The 17,404-nt window shown below is 46.0% G+C and carries 13 protein-coding genes and 1 tRNA gene; 8 read left to right on the plus strand and 6 right to left on the minus strand.

All coding sequences use genetic code 11. The annotated features are described in order from the left end of the window. Positions 1–54: 54 nt before the first annotated feature. Together QUA57_RS10555 and QUA57_RS10560 are read left to right on the plus strand one after the other, a co-directional pair. The gene (locus QUA57_RS10555) at positions 55–726 is read left to right on the plus strand and encodes an SOS response-associated peptidase (protein ID WP_333060753.1); all 672 of its coding nucleotides are present in this window, start codon (positions 55–57) and stop codon (positions 724–726) included. 150 nt (positions 727–876) lie between these two features. After that, positions 877–1,263: a VOC family protein gene (locus QUA57_RS10560; protein ID WP_333060754.1), complete on the plus strand. Its 387-nt coding sequence runs from the start codon at positions 877–879 to the stop codon at positions 1,261–1,263. 113 nt (positions 1,264–1,376) lie between these two features. Here the strand turns inward: QUA57_RS10560 and QUA57_RS10565 are convergent, their stop codons facing one another. Then, the gene (locus QUA57_RS10565; protein WP_333038521.1) at positions 1,377–1,994 is read right to left on the minus strand and encodes a CP12 domain-containing protein; all 618 of its coding nucleotides are present in this window, start codon (positions 1,992–1,994) and stop codon (positions 1,377–1,379) included. A gap of 494 nt (positions 1,995–2,488) precedes the next feature. On the opposite strand from QUA57_RS10565, the gene glpX reads away from it, so the two are divergent. The 3 genes from glpX to QUA57_RS10580 all read left to right on the plus strand — a co-directional run bounded on the left by glpX (position 2,489) and on the right by QUA57_RS10580 (position 8,272). Then, the gene (gene glpX / locus QUA57_RS10570; protein ID WP_333038520.1) at positions 2,489–3,526 is read left to right on the plus strand and encodes a class II fructose-bisphosphatase; all 1,038 of its coding nucleotides are present in this window, start codon (positions 2,489–2,491) and stop codon (positions 3,524–3,526) included. A 145-nt stretch (positions 3,527–3,671) separates the two neighbouring features. Next, positions 3,672–4,964, plus strand: coding sequence for a glutamyl-tRNA reductase (locus tag QUA57_RS10575; RefSeq protein ID WP_333060755.1), 1,293 nt, complete (start codon positions 3,672–3,674; stop codon positions 4,962–4,964). Between the two features lie 296 nt (positions 4,965–5,260). Then, entirely contained in the window at positions 5,261–8,272 is a 3,012-nt protein-coding gene (locus QUA57_RS10580) for a UPF0182 family protein (RefSeq protein WP_333060756.1), read from the plus strand. Positions 8,273–8,388: 116 nt separating this feature from the next. Here the strand turns inward: QUA57_RS10580 and QUA57_RS10585 are convergent, their stop codons facing one another. From QUA57_RS10585 to QUA57_RS10600, 4 genes are all read right to left on the minus strand, one after another. After that, positions 8,389–9,057 carry a hypothetical protein gene (locus QUA57_RS10585; RefSeq protein WP_333060757.1) on the minus strand — a complete coding sequence of 223 codons (669 nt, stop codon included), beginning with the start codon at positions 9,055–9,057 and terminating at the stop codon, positions 8,389–8,391. A 268-nt stretch (positions 9,058–9,325) separates the two neighbouring features. Beyond that, positions 9,326–10,276 (minus strand): PIN domain-containing protein, encoded by a 951-nt coding sequence (locus tag QUA57_RS10590; protein ID WP_333060758.1) that lies wholly within the window; start codon positions 10,274–10,276, stop codon positions 9,326–9,328. Between the two features lie 240 nt (positions 10,277–10,516). Beyond that, positions 10,517–12,145 (minus strand): site-2 protease family protein, encoded by a 1,629-nt coding sequence (locus QUA57_RS10595; protein ID WP_333060759.1) that lies wholly within the window; start codon positions 12,143–12,145, stop codon positions 10,517–10,519. Between the two features lie 345 nt (positions 12,146–12,490). Next, positions 12,491–12,564 (minus strand) — tRNA-Arg (locus QUA57_RS10600). 939 nt (positions 12,565–13,503) lie between these two features. Here QUA57_RS10600 and QUA57_RS10605 point away from each other — a divergent pair. From QUA57_RS10605 to QUA57_RS10615, 3 genes are all read left to right on the plus strand, one after another. Beyond that, entirely contained in the window at positions 13,504–14,178 is a 675-nt protein-coding gene (locus QUA57_RS10605; protein WP_333038506.1) for an Npun_F0813 family protein, read from the plus strand. Positions 14,179–14,739: 561 nt separating this feature from the next. Continuing rightward, positions 14,740–15,798: a hypothetical protein gene (locus QUA57_RS10610; protein ID WP_333038504.1), complete on the plus strand. Its 1,059-nt coding sequence runs from the start codon at positions 14,740–14,742 to the stop codon at positions 15,796–15,798. Positions 15,799–15,952: 154 nt separating this feature from the next. Then, positions 15,953–16,900, plus strand: a complete 948-nt coding sequence (locus tag QUA57_RS10615) for a hypothetical protein (protein WP_333060760.1) — start codon at positions 15,953–15,955, stop codon at positions 16,898–16,900. A gap of 14 nt (positions 16,901–16,914) precedes the next feature. On the opposite strand, the gene QUA57_RS10620 is transcribed toward QUA57_RS10615, so the two are convergent. After that, entirely contained in the window at positions 16,915–17,190 is a 276-nt protein-coding gene (locus QUA57_RS10620; protein ID WP_333060761.1) for a LapA family protein, read from the minus strand. Positions 17,191–17,404: the final 214 nt, after the last annotated feature.

The raw sequence follows: 17,404 nt of genomic DNA on the forward strand, positions 1-17,404 counted from the left end.
CCCCGCCCAACGGTAAATCGCAATCTACCTTTTTGTTAATACCAATTATAAATTATGTGTGGACGATACACTTTAACTACTTCAGGTCAAATCATCGCCGAATTCTTCAAACTGTCGGAAGTTCCAGACATCAAACCGCGATACAATATCGCCCCAACTCAATCAGTTGCCACAGTAACAGTTGAAAAAGAAAAAATGCAGCGACAGTTTCAATTTATGCGCTGGGGTTTGATTCCCAGTTGGGCAAAAGACATGAAAATGGGCAGCAAGATGATCAATGCGCGATCGGAAACAGTAGCCGAAAAACCTGCTTTTCGCAGCGCCATCAAGCACAGGCGATGTTTGATAGTCGCTGACGGCTTCTACGAATGGCAACAGCAGGGAAAGAACAAACAGCCTTACTATTTTCAAAAGGCAGACGGCGAACCTTTTGCGTTTGCCGGTTTGTGGGAAAATTGGGAATCTCCAGAAAAAGAAAACATTGTATCTTGCAGTATAATTACTACCGAGGCTAACGAAACAGTGCAGCCGATGCACGATCGAATGCCGGTGATTCTCCCAGACAGCGATTGGGAACAGTGGCTAGATCCTGCTGTTAAAAATGCTCAGGATGTTTTGCCCTTGTTAAAGCCCTATGCGTCCGAAGCCATGAAAGCAAAAGCGGTAAGTGCGATCGTCAACAGCCCCACTAGAGACACTCCCGAATGTATTAGCGATCGGCAATAAATCATTGGATCGGAGAAAACCGAGATAGTTTGAGTTATGATCTAAAATGATGTTTGAGTTGTAGCTGTGGTTTTATAAGGATCAGTTTAACTCAGTTGTTATTTGCTCAAACATTTTTTTAATCTTAACATCAGTTAGAAGACCAAAAATATGATCGGATACGTTACACTCGGTACCAACGATATTGAAACGGCAGCAAAGTTTTATGATGCTTTGCTTGCTGAAATTGGCGCTCGACGATTCATGGAATTCGAGGGATTTATCGCATGGAGCGTTTCTCCAGAGCGACCAGCACTTGCTATTACAAAACCCTTTGATGGTAACAGAGCAACTGTTGGGAATGGAGTAATGATAGCTCTTCAAGTTGACAGTCCCGAAAAAGTCAACTTAGTTTATAACAAAGCGATCGAACTTGGGGCTAAGGATGAAGGAGCGGCGGGGCAAAGAGGCGTGTTGCCGGGGTTTTATGCGGGATATTTTCGCGATCTTGATGGGAATAAGCTGAACGTGTTTTGTATGACTGAGCCAAACACTTAAGATTTTTATTTTTCGTGAGGCTCTCAGAAAAAAAGCTCTTTCCGATAATTAGCTATTAGTTATCAATCCATAAATAAGAGTTGATAACTAATAACTAATAACTAATGACTAAATTAACTGTCGTACATCCGCGCTTCAGCCGCCTCGGGATTTTCCTCGCAATACTGGTCAAAAGCCGTTTTCTCAAGCTTCATCGATCGCTGGTGAGAAGCCTCAGCCTGCATTTCCTCTACAATATCCCACGCTACCGCGCACTCTCTAGAAGTAGCGCCTTTCTCGGCACAGATAGTTCTGGCATCCGCGATCGCCTGTTCGATTTCTTCGTCAAATAAAATACTCTTCGGCTTCTCGACAAAATCGCTTTTTGTCAATATATCCGTGACCGAAATAATGCCCACTAGCTCGTCCTTAATCACCGGCGCCCGGCGGATGCGGGTGTTCGCGAACAACCTAGCCACGTATTCCACGCCCAAGTCTGGATTCACCGTGATGCACGGTTTGGTCATAATCTCGAAGACGCGGACTTTTTTGGGGTCTACTCCGTAGGCTGCTACTTTATAGACAATATCCGTTTCCGTGACAATGCCGTATGCGTCTTGTTCGTGGCGACGTTCGACAATTAAAGCGCGCAAACACAAATCGTTCATCATCGCCACCGCTTCAGCTACCGTTGCTGAACCGCGAATGGTAACAACTTCTGTTGTCATAATATCTTGGGCTTTCATCATCATTTTTTATTGTTTCCCGCTGATAAAGTCTACTGCGTCCCGATTTGGGGCTGTCCATTTGATTTGTGATCATCATTAGGACTTACCCTCCGAAACCCGGTTTCTACCAAAAGATTGGGTTTAGTAACGATAAATCCGGTCTAGCCACCAGGTTTCTGAGAAATCGTGCGATCGCAAACTAATCATAAAACCTTTAACGGCACTCGGGATGACAAGTTGCCTGAAACAGCCCCTCGCTTCCCCGGAACCTCTGGACTCCGCGATTTAGCGCTCAGACGGGGCTAGCGTGCGATCCTCCAAGCAAGAGTCAAGTATTGGGGCGATCGCTCTTTGAGCTTGTTGGGATCAGATTTTCCAGCCCCAGTCTCAAAGAAGCAAAAGTTAACACAAACTAAGCAAGTGCTTGCGCTCGCAGAGATCCCCGCCTCTGATAAACTTGATGGCTGGGAGTGCAAAAGAGCACAAGGCACGCATCAGCAGTTGGGAGGATCTAGTTCGTGGACAATGTAATCGGTTTAGAGATTATCGAAGTAGTTGAGCAGGCAGCCATCGCCTCCGCTCGCTTGATGGGCAAAGGCGAGAAAGATGAAGCCGACAGAGTGGCTGTAGAAGCCATGCGGGAGCGCATGAACAAAATTCATATGCGCGGTCGCATCGTGATCGGCGAAGGCGAACGCGATGACGCACCAATGCTTTACATCGGTGAACAAGTAGGTATTTGTACCCGCGAAGATGCCAAAGATGTCTGCAACATAGATGAATTGATCGAAATTGACATCGCTGTTGACCCCTGCGAAGGTACTAACCTGGTCGCTTACGGTCAAAACGGTTCGATGGCAGTTTTGGCAATCTCTGAAAAAGGTGGTTTGTTTGCGGCACCGGATTTCTACATGAACAAATTGGCTGCTCCTGCGGCTGCTAAGAATCATGTAGATATTCGCAAAACGCCGACTCAAAACCTCAAAATTATCTCTGATTGTCTCGGCCGCAGTATTGAAGATTTGGTGGTGGTGGTCATGGATCGCCCCCGACACAAAGATTTAATTAATGAAATTCGGCAAGCGGGTGCAAGAGTTCGGTTGATCAGCGACGGCGACGTTTCGGCAGCGATTTCTTGCGCGTTTTCTGGTTCCAACATCCACGCACTTATGGGTATTGGCGCTGCACCCGAAGGTGTGATTTCCGCAGCAGCAATGCGCTGCTTGGGCGGTCACTTCCAAGGACAGTTAATTTACGATCCGGCTGTTGTAAAAACTGGTTTGATCGGTGAAAGCAAAGAGAGCAATATCGCTCGACTTAAAGACATGGGCATCACAGACCCAGACAAGATTTACAATGCTGAAGAGTTGGCATCTGGAGAAACAGTTCTGTTTGCAGCTTGCGGGATTACTCCCGGAACGTTGATGGATGGAGTTCGCTTCTTTGGCGGTGGCGCTCGCACTGAAAGTTTGGTAATTTCTTCTCAGTCAAAAACTGCTCGGTTTGTGGATACAATCCATATGTTTGACCAGCCGAAATCTTTGCAATTGAATTAGTGATTAGTTAGTGGTTAACAGTTAAATGTTAACAATTAACAGTTAACGGTTAACAGTCACCGATGATTAGCAATTAGCGATAAACTAAGAACTAATAACAGGTGACTGTTAACAACTAAGAAAGAAATAGTGACAAATCACAGATATGAATATTGCAGTCGTAGGTCTCAGCCACAAAACAGCGCCGGTAGAAGTTCGCGAAAAACTAAGCATTCCAGAACACAAAGTTGAAGCGGCGATCGCCCAATTGCGCGGCTACCCGCACATTCAAGAGGTTGCTATTCTCAGCACTTGCAACCGCTTAGAGATTTATATTGTTACCAGCGAGTCGGAACCGGGTGTGCGAGAGGTTATTCAGTTCCTTTCAGAATGCAGTAAAGTTCCTTTGCAGTCTTTGCGCCCTCACCTGTTTATTTTGCTGCACGAAGATGCGGTGATGCACTTGATGCGAGTCGCTTCTGGTCTCGACAGTTTGGTGCTCGGAGAAGGACAAATTTTGGCTCAGGTGAAACAAACTCACAAACTCGCCCAGCAGTACAAAGGTGTAGGCAGAATTTTAGAGCGCTTGTTCAAGCAAGCTCTCACAGCAGGGAAGCGAGTTCGCACAGAAACTAGCATCGGTACCGGTGCAGTTTCGATTAGTTCGGCGGCAGCAGAATTGGCTCAAATGAAGGGTCAGCATTTAGCAAGCAGCAAAATTGCAATTATCGGTGCTGGCAAAATGTCGCGGCTTTTGGTGCAGCATTTGCTCTCAAAAGGAGCTAGCCATATTTCGATCGTTAACCGCTCTGTGCGGGGCGCCCTGGAGTTAGCCGGTCAGTTTAAAGATGCTGAATTGCACCTGTATCAACTCTCGGAAATGATGCAGATAATTGCCAATTCTGACTTGGTTTTTACCAGTACGGCAGCTACCGAGCCACTGTTAAATAAAGCTAAATTGGAATCGGTTTTAGACCCGAATCGCCCTTTGATGTTGGTGGATATTTCTGTGCCACGCAACATTGACTCAGATGCGAATGAACTCGCTAATGTGCGATCGTTTAATGTGGACGACTTGAAAGCAGTGGTAGCTCAAAATCACGAAAGCCGCCGCAAAATGGCAATGGAAGCTCAGGGCTTGCTGGAACAGGAAGTAGAGGCTTTTGATCTCTGGTGGCGCAGTCTGGAAACGGTTCCTACTATTAGCTGTTTGCGGGATAAGATAGAATTGATTCGGGAACAAGAGTTAGAAAAAGCTTTATCGCGTCTGGGTTCGGAATTTTCGGAGAAACATCAAGACGTGATTGAATCTTTAACAAGGGGGATTGTGAATAAGATTTTGCACGATCCGATGGTACAGTTGCGCGCTCAGCAGGATATTGAGGCGCGGCGACAAGCGATGCAAACTTTGCAAACACTGTTTAATTTGGATGTGGATGTCAATCAGCAGTACAGCTAGCTGGAGTTTTTTCGATTCAATTTTCGATTCACATTCGGTTAATTGCACGTTATATGTGTAGGGACTTACGCATTTGTCCGTTGCTATCAGCTTAGCACTCAACTATCAGTTAGACAGGGTTTCAAGCGCTGGCTCAAAGCTCAAGTCCTATTGCATAGGATTGAAGAAGTGATTAGTTAATTACTCTTCATTCCGAGGACTCGATCTATTAGCATTGGACTTACGTCTAAGAGTGAGGTTTTGGGTTAAGTTGACAGATATGGGCAATGCAATGTCCCTACTTCTAGCTGATTGTTATGACTTTAAGAAGGCGAATTTATCCCTTAATTTTATCGATTGTAGGGTTGTGGCTGGTTTTGGAGTTTGCCTCCCGCATTGCGGCAGAAATTCTCTGGTTTCAGGAAGTTGGATATCTTCAGGTTTTTCTATTAAAGCTGAAAACTCAAGGGTTGCTGGGGACGATCGCAATTGCTGTTTCTTCTGTCTATTTGCTCGGAAATTTAGCTTTAGCCCGCCGCCTGCAACATCCCGCAGAGGAAATGAAATCGCCGGTTGCGGGGGCGCTATTCGCTTCACTGAGGGCTAACAAAGCTGGGAAGAATTACGAATTACCTGTTGCTAAATCCCAAATTACCTTTTCCTGGCTGCTGTTGACGGTATTCGGATTGAGTTCGATCGCAACTTTTATAGTAATTCACTGCGGGCTGTTAGCTGCAAACAGCCTCACCTATTTCGGTATAGCTGGCAATTTGCCTGCACCGCCCGTGCAGTTGGGAATTGAGTCAATCCAGCAAATAGCTGTGCAGCTATTTTCTCACTGGTGGCAGTTGGGCTTGCTGGTGGGGGCAATGTTAGCTGTGGCAATTAAGCCTGATTTTTGGCTGCAGGCGATCGCCCTTTTTCTCAGTTTGGCGATTGGGCTTATTGTCGCCAGTCGCTGGACAAATGTTTTGCAATATTTTCACCCTACTAATTTTAACACAACCGACCCTCTTTTTAATCAAAATATTAGCTTTTATGTATTTATTTTGCCAATACTAGATTTGCTAAGCTTCTGGCTGACAGTTGTATTTTTGTACAGTTTAGTATCTTGTGCTTTAACATATTTGCTGTCGGGAAATAGCCTGAGTCAAGGGAGATTTTCGGGGTTTTCTCGATCGCAGCAGCGACACTTGTACGGGTTGGGTGCAGCTTCAATGCTAGCCGCCGCATTCCGCTACTGGCTGGGGCGCTACGCATTGCTGTATTCGCGGGGAGACGTTACTTACGGGGCAAATTATGCTGACGTAACGGTGCGGCTGCCCTGCTACGGATTTTTGAGTATTTTGGCGGGGGCGATCGCACTTTTGATGCTGTGCCAGGTTTACCAACTCAAAATTAAAAATGAACTCATAAAAAAGATTACTTTAGCGTGGATAACTTTAAGTTTATTGGGAAGTTGGCTGATGCCAACAATTGTGCAGCAACTCCTAGTTAAACCCAACGAACTAGCACGAGAAAAGCCCTACATTCAGCGCAGTATTGCCTTTACTCAAGAAGCCTTTGACCTCAACAATATAGAAATAAAAACTTTCGATCCCGCCGGAAAACTTACTTATGCCGACTTAGAAAAAAATAAACTTACTATTAGCAACATCCGGCTGTGGGACAAGCTACCGCTGCTGCAAACCAACCGACAGTTACAGCAAATCCGACCCTACTATACATTTCCTGATGCGGATATCGAGCGCTACACAATCAAAAATGAAAAAGCAAAAAAGGGAGATTCTGAAAGCCAACAAGTGTTTCTGGCAGCGCGGGAATTAGATTACACAGCAGTTGCCCCCGAAGCTCAAACTTGGGTAAACGAACACCTGGTGTACACTCACGGTTACGGTTTTACTATTTCTCCGGTAAATACAGTCGGTGTCGGCGGTTTACCCGATTATTTTGTCAAAGATATTGGAGTTGCAGCCCAGAAAGGAGAGACTGCTTTGGAAATAACCAGCGATCGAATTCGGGCCAGTATTCCGATCGGCTACCCGCGAATTTACTACGGCGAAATCACCGATACAGACGCGATGGCGCCCACAAAAGTCCAAGAATTCGACTATCCCAGCGGCGAAGAAAATGTTTACAATACTTACAGCGGTAAGGGCGGAATTGCGATCGGTTCTAGGTGGCGGCGCTGGCTGTTTGCTAATTATCTCAAAAATTGGCAAATGGCGCTGACGCGCAATTTTACGCCAGAAACTAAATTACTGTACCGCCGAAACATTAACAAAAGAGTCCGGGCGATCGCTCCTTTTTTGCGCTACGATTCCGATCCGTATTTAGTAGTAGCAAACGCCAATCTTAGCAATGATGATATAGAAAAAGAAAAAGATGAAAATGGCAAGAAGATTAAACCTTCACCCTCGGCTACTGAGAAATCTCCCAACTATCTTTACTGGATTATCGATGCCTATACAGCGAGCGATCGCTATCCGTATTCTGACCCGGGAAATCATGAGTTTAACTACATTCGCAACTCCGTTAAAGTAGTGATTGATGCCTACAACGGGTCTGTTGACTTCTACGTTGCCTATCCCTCCGATCCGATTATTAACAGTTGGATTTCTATCTTTCCTGGACTCTTCAAACCCCTTGACAAAATGCCTCCGGCTCTCCGCAAACATATCAGATATCCAGTAGATTTGTTGAGCCTTCAATCCGAACGTTTGCTAACTTATCATATGGATGACCCGCAAGTGTTTTACAATCGGGAGGATTTGTGGCGAGTTCCCAATGAAATTTATGGCAGCGAACAGCAGCCCGTAGCACCGTATTATTTGATTACGAAACTGCCAACGGAAGCAGCAGAAGAATTTATTTTGCTGCTGCCATTTACACCAGTAAGTCGCAACAATTTAATTGCTTGGATTGCAGGACGCTCGGATGGTGGGGATTACGGAAAATTGCTGCTGTATCTGTTCCCCAAACAGCGATTAGTTTACGGCCCGGAACAAATAGAAGCTTTAATTAACCAAGACCCTGTTATTTCCGAACAAATATCTCTCTGGAATCGCCAGGGTTCCAAAGCACTTCAAGGAAACTTATTAGTAATTCCCATTGAACAATCTTTACTGTATGTGGAACCTCTTTACTTAGAAGCAGAACGCAATAGTTTGCCAACTTTAGTCAGAGTTATTGCTGCCTACGAAAACCGCATCGTCATGGCAGAAAATCTTGACTTGGCACTCAAGGCACTTTTTCAGCAACAATCTACCAATAAACCCGCAATTGTGCGACCTCTAGAAGGAACTGAACCAGCTTTAAAGAGTGAATGAGATAAATTCCGGTTACACTGCTCATGATTGTTGATTGTTGATTGTTGACTGTTGACGGTTGACAGTGAACAGTCAACTCGATTTTATTATTCCGATGCAACCCGAAACGATATAAATTACTGCGATTTCTGTGCGCTAGCAGCCTTGATATCCTGCCACCAAACATTGACATAGGGCCACATCAATCTCTCGTCTCCTTCAGAATCTAGTTTCACAGTCACCTCATAACGGTTAATATGCGTGAGTTCGCCTGTTTGGTCATTCAAATACAATTGTTTGGGATTGTCAGTGATAATTTCTACCCTTTGATTCAACAGCGGCAGCATCTGGATAGAAGAACCCTGAAACGGATTTTTGCCTTTGATCAAATAGCCGCCAATCAAAGAGAAGTACATTGAAGCTAGGAAAAATACTGTACATAAACCCACAATTACCAGCGTTTTTTGTTGTGAAAAACTGGTATAAACGCTCGTATATCCTACGATAATAGTTCCAAAAAACAACAAATTTGGCAGGTACAGCCCATCTTCCAGAAACACGCTACCAAAAAACATCAGGGCTATCTGAAAACCAAATAATGCAGCCACCCAACTCCAGCCAGTTAGCAACGATGCAGATAGTAGCCAATTCATTGCTAGAGTAAGGGCGATCGCCATTGCTATTGCCCCAAGTGGTGCTGCATAATCGTACTGTCTGAAGGGAAGAAGAACAAAAAATACTAAAGCATACGCAAAACCCGCAAAAGCTAGTGCTATTCCACTAATTATTTCGTTCCCGTTCAGCATGGCGATGGATTTTTAGAGCACTAAAGTGAAGTGTTCATCTTCTATTGTGATAGTAGCAGTTGAAAATTCCCAGCGGACTAAGGCCAGAAATTCTAAACGCCAGAAATTTTAAACGTAGGGTGCGCCACAAGAACCTTACCGTTATATTTAGGGGAGGGAACTAATTTGTGAACCAAGCGTGCTATTCCAGTTTCCCCAGGTGCAAGATTAACGAGGACAGAAATCACAAGTCAGCCGTATCTGAGGGTGAAAGTTTCAGAAAACCAGATTATTTAGGGTCGATAGACTTAACAAATTGTTGCACAGGCTGTGGTAGAGCCGGCACAAAAGTCTTTCTAAAACCCCTAACATCGAACACTCGCCACAAAATACCTACCGCTACCGTCAAGAAAAATAACGCTCCCAAAAAATTGAACACAGTAGACAGAAAACCGCTGTTCCTTTTTTTCGGAGGTGTAATATGTTTAATGCGATAGACAGCCGGCTCGTAATCTCTCGACTCCTCGCGACTGCGCCGCGGCGTTTTGGGGCGCGAACTCGCACTGCGCTTCTCAGTCAAACCCGTTTTATTAGTTTTAGTAAAACTGCTAGCCGACTTCAATTCAGAAGCGCCGCGGGTTCCCGTTAACTGGCTAGCAGAAGCCCCCGTTTTGCCTACAGCAGCATCCTGAATTCTGCTGTTAGGGCGCTGAGTCGATTTGCGTTCGGCGAGGGTACGCATCAAACTTTGCAATTGCTGAGTCGCCGCCGGCGGGCGTTCTCCTTTCCTCGCCCAATTTAACAACATCGCCCCGGTAATCCCGCAGAGATTCGTAGCGCCTACAGAAGCCAGCCGCTTCAGCAGAGGCTGGCTGTTGGACACAAAAATCACCAATGCGTCCGGGTGTTCCTGAGCCAAACCGTAAACGCACTGAGCCGTAGCCACCACGAGCATTGCTGGCTTGCTTTGATTTTTAATCGAAGGTTCGAGAGCTCGGTGTGTTTCCTGAGCGTCAGTTGCAATCCAGCCGCTGTCGGCAAAAAATCGCATAAACTCTCTAGCTACTTGCTCTTGAGCTTTTTCCACCGCTTGCCCTGTCAGACGATCTATTTCGTCGTACACTACTTCCGGGATATAGCAAGTTCCCACCTTGGAATATTCTTGCCACACTTGGGTTCTGCCAGTCATTAAAACATCTGCATCAAAAGTTACCAATACAGGAGGAAGTTGATTAGCCATGACTTTATCCTATAGGCTCAGATAAGTTATTTAAACTTAATCGATCAAGTTTAAACAAATTTTGGGTTATAAATAAATCAACTTTTGGTAGTAGATAAATTGCCCTGGGCGGGGGTCTTAATTGGAAATTAGTAGTTAGGAACCCGATCGCCCTTCATTTCCCAGTTTGAGCGCTCAATTCCTATATTCCACTAATTTACCGCAACCCAAGAGCCTATTACCAAAGATGCCCGACTACTGCTAGTTCCCGATTCCCAGACGGCCAGCCAAAGCCGGAGTCAAAGGCAACAGGGCAGCAATCATCAAGAACAAAGCTAGCAAACCCAAAGCCGCGCGAGCGTCGTCAGGCTCAGTCAGCTCGTTGAGGCTCGGCCGCTCCAAATTCCGCTGTAAAATCAGAATCACGATCGCCCAATACAGAGCCAAAGGGTTAACTAAAGAAACGATGGCCAGCACCACAAAAGTCGCTAAAGTAGTGCGACTGGCTATTTTCCGACCGTAGATGGCTTGCACGATTCTACCCCCGTCCAACTGTCCCGCCGGCATCAAATTAATCGCCGTTATTACCAAGCCCAACCAACCGATAACTACCAGCGGGTGAACGTCAACAATCTGCTGCTGCAACGCCGAACCCAAAACCACTTTTGCCAAAGTTCCCACCAAAACCGAGCCCTTGAAAAATTCTGCGGGAATTTGAAACAAACTGCCGGGGTGAGACAGCAGCAAACCCGTTACCAGCATTAGCACAGAAACTATCCCTCCAGCGGCTGACCCGGCAAAAGCGATGTCAAACAAAACTTTACGGTTGGGCAGCAGGGACTCAAAACGGTCGAGCGCTCCAAAACAACCTATCTGCAAAGTTGGTATAAAAAACGGCCAACTCAAGCCAACCTTGTACCGATTTGCCAGCACTCGGCGAGCAATTTCCCCAGAGCCTAAAACCGCCCAAATTCCGGCTGCAATTGGCAAAACTTCTAGATATCTAGCCGGCGAGTTAAAGAAATCGAAACCTAGCAGCAAACCGCCTGTTTCTAAGCTAGTAGCAATTGTTGCCAGCATTAGCACGACGGCTAGGATTTTTTGAGACACGGTTGTTGGCTGCGGGTCGTTGGTGCTGGGCAAGATAATAACTACCGGCTTATCGTCCTGATTTTCTACTAAAAATAGGCGGTAGCGATCGTTTAATCTTTCTTCCAAACTTGCCGTCAAGCGTGAGTGTACTTGTTCAGGGTCTCCCCGGAGATTGCCTTTCAAGATTACCCCATCTTGATAGGGAATCGTTTCTGTGGCAAAGAAAGTATCAATTCCAAAGATGCCTTTAATTGCCTTGAGGTCTTCAACTGGAACGGGAATTATTTCTGATTCATTATTCGCAGGCGACGAGGTGACGATCTTAATGGTTTCTGGGCCTGGTGGTCGCTGCGACTCAGGGGCCGAGAAAGCATCGCTTTGGGACTTTACCTCACCAGCATCCGGCCGTGGCAGCACTGTATCGGATGCAGCCTTACGCAATTGCCGACCCAGATAAATGTACAATCCCGTCGATGCCACTAGCAGCAACAATACCGCCACTAGATTGAGGTAAATTCCGGCGGCGAACAAACCAAAGAACAGCAGCCAGGGACTCATCAGTGCAACAGACTGCAACCAAGCCAAAATTCCCAGTTTGCCAAAAGGTCTGGCGCGATAAAATCCCCAACCCAGAATTCCCATAGCAACCAATACGAGCGCAATTGTTGCCGTATTTTCCGATGCAACTATAGGCATTCCGGTTGCTTGCGCCAATAGGGGCTGTAATCGGTCGATCGCGCTGCGGTCGAGTAATAGCATTAAATTTTGGGGAATATGAAATAGAGTTGCTGGGAACATATCCAAACCTGTCGGAAACTAGCCTGATTATTAAGGATAACCCCTGAGTGCTACTCGGCCCACAACCTGCTGCTGGTGCTGTTTAAACATCACAGGATCTGGGCTATTGACACAATAGCCTTTTTATGATACCACATCCGCTGTGGCAAGCATATACTCAGAAGGGTAGCAGTGTCTATCGCCCGGAAGCGGCAAGATTTGCCGCGGTTTGGCAGGGGGCGCTTTTTCACGGATTTGTTTCGGATTCGGGCAGGGGAAACAAATCCGAAGCAAATAAGATCTCAGCCGCTGTTTCCTTGGTGGTAGAAAAGTGCTGAAACCCTTGATGTCATTAAATTTGTGTAACGGGTACGGCAGGACTTGAACCTGCGACTCGCTGCTTAGAAGGCAGCTACTCTATCCAACTGAGTTACGCACCCAACTCAAAAATCGCTAACAAGATTATTGTATCGGTGCAGTGTGCGATCGAGCAAGTAAATTATGTGATGACTTACGCAGAAAGCGCTTTGATGTACAAAAATATGGCGTGCAGCGCGATGGGTCGGGAAAAAAAACCAAGGTTATGAGAGTGTCTGTGCCTCCAAGACTCTATCTGACAAAAGCTGGAGGACTCACCTGCAAACAGCACAATTGTAAATTTACAATCAAAACTAGGTAGGACGTGAACTCGGGTAAAGTATTTAGAGGTCGAGGTGAAACCCAACTATTTGGTCGATCGGCTCTCTCTCCCAATTCAGACGGAACTCAGACAGCACAAGAGTCACAGGTGCTTTTTCCCAGATTTCTATTGGTTATGTTAACATCCCCTAGTGGCAAAGCCTAAAACGCTGACCGCATTACCTAAAAACCAGAGCTCGTTCCCTGATTTTAGGTATGAGTTGAGACAGAATGACTAATTGGCTGATGTTTACTTATGTTTGCTAACATTCTGCTCGACTTGATATTTGATAAAAATGTGGTAGAACTAGGATTGAAAGACTCAGGTGAAAATCCCTGATGCTAAGGAGCCTATATATAAGCTTCCTCTACGGCATCAAAGCAAAACAGTCAATCGCCCGCTCGGCACGAGCGCGAAAATCAAGCGTTGCCAGTACAGCAGTCGTAAATTGTGCGCGGGGGATTTTCCTTCGTGCATTGATTTATACGCCCAGGCTGAGAGACTATCTCAGCTCAGATATTTGTTAGCATTTGTTAGCAAAAAAGTATCGGAACGCTTGAGGAGAGAACCATCTCTAGGTGATCGGGAGCAATCCTGCTAATTTAAGTGGACTCGCTGAATCAAGAATCCCTTTGCCTAAAGGCATGGGAGTGTCAAAAGCACAGCACCTCGGCCATGACAGGAGTCAAATCGCAGTGTCATGTTTATTCTGAAACGGCAGGATGTTGAAATAACAAATTTTCAACACCCAAAACGGGATCAACAAATTCCCATTCTCAATTATCAGGGGCAGACTTTTCGCCTGATCAGCGCCTTCAACGGCAAGCAAGCAGAAGACGCCAGAGCCTTGTGGCGGGACTTAACCGACAACCGAGGCAAAGCCTGTGTTCTGCTAGAAGAGCCGGATAGATATAGCGTCTGGGGAAAAGTCCGTTTAGATCAGCTTGCCGGTGAAGAACCGGCAGGGAATGAAGCAGCCAAAGCACCACTGTTCGCGCAGGGTTGTCTGCTGCTCCTCCAAGCTGTTTACTTCGATGTAGAAGACCTCTTAGGCGCAAGGCAAGCCACATCGTTTCAGAAAGATATCGCCAAGGTATTTCAGCAGGGAAACTTCCCCCAGGCAGACTCCCCTGATGCGATCAAAAACTGGCTAACCGTTAGTCCCTTGCAAACTCACAAGGTGCCTCCTTGGCAAGAGCAGCATCTCAAAACCTTATTGCAAGAACTCCACCGTTTGGGGAAATCGTATTTTGGCAATACGGACTTTGCTGAGGGAGTCAGCGATGTGCTGCAAGATATGCCCGGCCCGGATCGGACTCAGTTTCTAGATTGGCTGAAACAATCCGCCCTCAACAAATTGTGGATCGCAGGATAGAAAATCTTTGACAATTGCTCAGACAATTGGACTGAGATAATTTAGCTTAGATAATTGCACTGTAGGGGGTACGCGATATACAGGTGGGATTGCCAACTTGTATTGACCAACCAAATTGTTGATTCGATTTGGATGCCACCTATGGTCTGGCAATTTAACTAAGTTTCGATCGCAGTCCCCACCCACAATCATTGATATAAGTGGGGAAGTGTGAAAGCAAAAAAAACAGATACCTCAACATTTGAGGGTAGAATTTCCGAGATAGATTGGGTACTGTAAAAGCCTTAAGGGTGGAGACATATACCGTATTTCTATCATTATATTTCCGGGTACAAGATCGACTAACGACTGATTCCTTGAATTAGTAAATAGATATTATTCTTACTTAGTCTTTCTAGAGTGTACGAGGGCAAAAGTCCCCACGACACACTGAGGACGCCAGTTATTCCGGAAGCGTCAGAGCAAGGTTTTTTTAAGGTTTTTTGGCGAAAGCATCCTCATCTAGAATCAAAGATTGAGATGGGGTGCGTTCAACCGCTAGTTAGGTCTCGTGGAATCCCTATGAGTAGCACTTCAGAAAAGTCATCTACATCTTCATCTTTACTGTCAGCTCAGACCCTAGTGATTGCGGGCATTGTCTGGGCTGTCATGGCGCTGCTGTTCTTTTTGCTGTTCAGCGTCCCCCTCTCAGCAGAAGAAGGTTTACCTCTTTGGTACTCGATCGGCACTTACATTTTTGAATGCGGAGCATACTTGGGAGCGGCTTTAGTCTGTTTTAGAAACTGGCAAAGCCCGCACATGGTCAGCGGGCGCAACGTCTGGCTGGGCATAGGTCTGGGGATGCTGTTCTATTTCATAGCAGGCGTGCTTTTCGGGATTTGGGAACTGTATTTCGAGTTAGACCCGGACGTGTCTCCTGCGGATGCGTTTTATCTGGGCAGCTATGTGGTCCTGATCGGGGGCATGGTTGTAGCTGTGACTTCCAAGCGACTGAATCTAGAAATTTGGCAGTGGGGTTTGTTAGCGGGAATTGCAGCCTTCGGCATTGCTGTAGCTATCTGGGTTGCTGCACCTGACTCTTGGAGGGCCCAGCTAGGAATGGCTCCTGCAGCCACTCAAGAAGTAGTGACAGAATCTGAACCAGCAACCACTGCAACAGGAAGAGCGCCTGCTTTGGAAAATTCCTCTAAGTTGCAGGCAAAAGGAGCAACAGCGACTGATCCTGCATCAGCACCCGAAGAAGAAGAAGCAGAAATCAAAGCTCCCGCATGGGTGATGGCACTAGACAAGCAACTGGCGCCTCACAAAAATGCAATCAATTTGTTTTACATCGTCGGGGACGTTTTTCTGCTGATTATTGCTACTGCATTGCTGCTGGCGTTTTGGGGAGGACGTTTTTCCCAATCTTGGAGAATGATTGCGGCTGCAACTTTTTCGCTTTACATCGCAGATATGTATTTTAAATGGCGCGATACTCAGGCTGAGGGTAGTTATCAAAGCGGCAGTTTGCTGGAAGTCTTTTTTGTTTTCAGCGCCATCCTGTTCGGAATAGGAGCTATCTTGGAACATGACATCTCAACCCGTTCTCGCCAGAGCAGGCGCAGTCGTCGCGCAGCGTAGCGATTTGAGATTGGGGTTGCTTCGGCAAGCGATAGGGAAGCGAAAGCTTTTTTGCCCTTGTCTGCATCTGTGAGCTTGAAATCGAAAATCAAAAATCACAGTTCGCTGACTGCTAGCCTGCGTCTTTTCACGTCTTTTTGCTGGAAAACTTGGCATGACGCCTACAAAACTCTCCGATTCAGACAAACGCGAACTCATCAGGCTGTACCGACAGTCCAACGAGAATACTATCACTCTGGCAAAGCGCTACGGAGTGAGCAGTTCGACTGTAAGGCGCATCCTTCAGGGTGCTTTGTCGGAGCCGGAATACGAATTTCTAGTCCAGCAAAAACAAAAGCGTTTGTCCGATCGCACAAGTGTTTCTGAACCGACAGAGGCGACTACTGAGTCGTCGCCAGATGGCGAAATCGATCCTGTAGCTGTCCCCCTGTCGGAGTCAGTCCCTGTCCTGCCGTCAGCCTCAAATTCGAGACCGACGATCCGAAAGCGTTCTGAATCAGTCCCTGAACCAGTTGCAGAATTGGATGTTTCTGATGTGCCAGATGCCCCAGCAGCCAATCTTGGCGCTCAAAGCCACCGCGCTGTTGTGACTGGTGAACTAAAGGCAATGCTGCCAGCAGAAGGGCTGCTGGCAGGTGAAGACTTTAGCGATTTCGAGGACGACGATGAGGATGATGAAGACGATTTAGATGACGACTTAGACGAAGATGTAGAGGATGAAGACTCTCTGTCTGAAGGTAGTCTCCTCGGTTCACTATCGTCGAGCGAGTTGATCGAGCTTCGGGGTACAGGACTAATTCAAGTTTTGCCTTTAAGCGAAGCATCTCTGCCCAAAATTTGTTATTTGGTGGTCGATCGGGCAGCCGAGTTAATCACCAGACCTCTAAAAGCTTTTGGCGAACTGGGTCAAATTCCGGCGGCGGAAATTCGCGAGAAAACCCTGGCAGTGTTTGACAATCACCGAGTGGCGCGCCGATTTGCTACTCGCAATCAAAGGGTTTTCAAGATTCCTGACAGCAGTATGCTGCAAAAAGCAGCGCCTTATTTGCGAGCTAAGGGAATTACTCGGCTGCTGATTGACGGTCAGGTATATTCCCTCTAAGGGCTCAAATCTATTTAATATTGTACGGTGTCGGATTCTTCTGGATTTGCCTGAAATTTACGCCGTGAGTTTTGGGAATCTGAAAGGTTCCACAGCGGTTGCAGTAGCGCACCTCCGATCAGTCCTGCACTCAGACTCATTGCCAATACTACTCCTACTGGCACTTGTATCGATTGAAAAAAGATAAAGTTTAAGGATACTGGGGCGGCGTTTTGCACTGAGATAATGCCGATCGCGCTTACTAAAATTGCTACTAAAAAACTAATGGCGAGCAGAGGAATTGTTTTCATAAACCGGTTGACAGGCTAATAATTTAACTTGTATATTTGTTTTATAATTGAAATATATGTGAAATTTTTATTTTTGCAAACACCCCATTATATAACAATATACAATAAGATTAGGGGAAAAGTCAAATAGAGACGGAAAAAATAGAGAATTTTTTAAATTAATTAAAAATTAAACAAACATAAATAAATTTACACTTCCCAAACTTAAACAAAT

Origin of the sequence: Microcoleus sp. Pol7_B2, assembly GCF_036701035.1 — a bacterium.
Taxonomy (GTDB): domain Bacteria; phylum Cyanobacteriota; class Cyanobacteriia; order Cyanobacteriales; family Microcoleaceae; genus Microcoleus.

Bases quoted from the DNA above. Each gene is read 5' to 3' on its own strand.
- QUA57_RS10555 (WP_333060753.1), top strand. From the start codon at position 55: ATGTGTGGACGATACACTTTAACTACTTCAGGTCAAATCATCGCCGAA.
- QUA57_RS10590 (WP_333060758.1), bottom strand. From the start codon at position 10,276: ATGGCTAATCAACTTCCTCCTGTATTGGTAACTTTTGATGCAGATGTT.
- QUA57_RS10620 (WP_333060761.1), bottom strand. From the start codon at position 17,190: ATGAAAACAATTCCTCTGCTCGCCATTAGTTTTTTAGTAGCAATTTTA.
- QUA57_RS10615 (WP_333060760.1), top strand. From the start codon at position 15,953: ATGACGCCTACAAAACTCTCCGATTCAGACAAACGCGAACTCATCAGG.
- QUA57_RS10605 (WP_333038506.1), top strand. From the start codon at position 13,504: ATGTTTATTCTGAAACGGCAGGATGTTGAAATAACAAATTTTCAACAC.
- QUA57_RS10585 (WP_333060757.1), bottom strand. From the start codon at position 9,057: ATGCTGAACGGGAACGAAATAATTAGTGGAATAGCACTAGCTTTTGCG.
- QUA57_RS10595 (WP_333060759.1), bottom strand. From the start codon at position 12,145: ATGTTCCCAGCAACTCTATTTCATATTCCCCAAAATTTAATGCTATTA.
- QUA57_RS10575 (WP_333060755.1), top strand. From the start codon at position 3,672: ATGAATATTGCAGTCGTAGGTCTCAGCCACAAAACAGCGCCGGTAGAA.
- QUA57_RS10610 (WP_333038504.1), top strand. From the start codon at position 14,740: ATGAGTAGCACTTCAGAAAAGTCATCTACATCTTCATCTTTACTGTCA.
- QUA57_RS10580 (WP_333060756.1), top strand. From the start codon at position 5,261: ATGACTTTAAGAAGGCGAATTTATCCCTTAATTTTATCGATTGTAGGG.
- QUA57_RS10560 (WP_333060754.1), top strand. From the start codon at position 877: ATGATCGGATACGTTACACTCGGTACCAACGATATTGAAACGGCAGCA.
- QUA57_RS10565 (WP_333038521.1), bottom strand. From the start codon at position 1,994: ATGATGATGAAAGCCCAAGATATTATGACAACAGAAGTTGTTACCATT.